Genomic DNA, 548 nt, shown 5'->3' with positions numbered 1-548 from the left:
GCCGCGTGCCGGTGCACCAGTTTCAAAGCATTATCACATCTTTGATTCAAGCCGATATGCTGGGGGTTGGCATGGCCAAAGTTCTGCGTTCGCTTACGCTAAGGATCAGGGAGCAACGAACACAATTGGCTAGAGAGCAGGCCATGAAAGCTCCAGTGAAAATGGTATTTCCGATGTTGCTGTTTATTTTTCCAGCAATATTCATTGTGTTATTGGGTCCGTTAATTATTTATTTGCTACAGACCTTATTATAAAGGGTACCTCTTCAGCCCCTGGCTAGGTATATGATCAATATTTTGGTAGACTTAAAAGCATCATGAAGTAAAGGGCGGAAACGAATGAAAATCACGATTGTAACGGTTGGTAAATTAAAAGAAAAGTATCTTAAACAAGGCATCCAGGAGTATTTAAAGCGGCTGACTGCCTATGCCAAGGTAGACATCATTGAAGTTGCTGATGAAAAGGCACCAGAAAACATGAGCGAAGCGGAAATGTTGGAAGTGAAACAGAAAGAGGGCGAACGGATTCTGGGCAACATTGGACAGGAT

The 548-nt window shown here is 42.9% G+C and carries 2 protein-coding genes; both read left to right on the top strand.

The window, feature by feature from the left end:
• Positions 1-254, top strand: a 254-nt coding sequence (locus AC3G7N_RS22270; RefSeq protein WP_489424288.1) for a type II secretion system F family protein, incomplete at its 5' end; no start/stop codon positions are given.
• Between the two features lie 84 nt (positions 255-338).
• Positions 339-548, top strand: a 210-nt coding sequence (locus AC3G7N_RS22265) for a 23S rRNA (pseudouridine(1915)-N(3))-methyltransferase RlmH (protein WP_489424287.1), incomplete at its 3' end; no start/stop codon positions are given.

It is taken from the genome of Virgibacillus carmonensis (assembly GCF_057836705.1).
The sequence above is the reverse complement of the archived record's forward strand: the minus strand, read 5'-3'. Positions and strand labels throughout refer to the sequence as shown.